This window comes from Vibrio sp. 970 (assembly GCF_033339075.1).
On sequence record NZ_JAWOTW010000572.1, the window covers coordinates 1 to 586 of the forward strand.

At 42.3% G+C, this 586-nt stretch carries 1 protein-coding gene; it reads right to left on the bottom strand.

The annotated features are described in order from the left end of the window. Window positions 1–167 precede the first annotated feature (167 nt). On the bottom strand, window positions 168–586 hold a 419-nt coding region (locus R7Q11_RS27940; RefSeq protein ID WP_263857220.1), incomplete at its 5' end, for a sensor histidine kinase.

Here is a 586-nt window from a genome sequence, read left to right on the forward strand (position 1 = left end):
TATTAATTAATGGGAAATATGTTTCGTTACCTGTGTTTTTCTGTACGAAAAGGCGAAAAATCCATGTCATTTGTCGTACTTGAAGTGGCAACGAAGGATAAGATGAGTAGATAAGAAAAAGGCCAGTTTTCACTGACCTTTTTTGATGGAACTGGCGTTGGTTTACGTTACGCGATGTTCGTCACTTCCAGCAGTAGCTCGGCTTTCTTCGGTAAATAGATGCTGAATGTACTTCCTTTACCCCACTCCGATTCGGCTTTCAGCTCGCCACCCGTTTGACTGAGAATACTTTGCGAAACCGACAAGCCTAATCCGGTACCATCACGTTTCGTCGTGTAAAACGGTGAGAAAATTCGATTTAAGTTTTCTGGTTTGATACCACAACCATCGTCGATAACATGAATCGCTGCGCCCTTTATTTCACCTTCTTCAATCCAATCTTCACTCATTACGATCAGTTTTCCTTTGCCGTTCATCGCATGAATGGCGTTCATTTGCAGGTTAACCAAAATTTGTAGCAAGTGATGGCGATTAATTTCAACTGGCGTATGCGCTTGTAAATCGGTAACAAATTCGACGTCGCGCT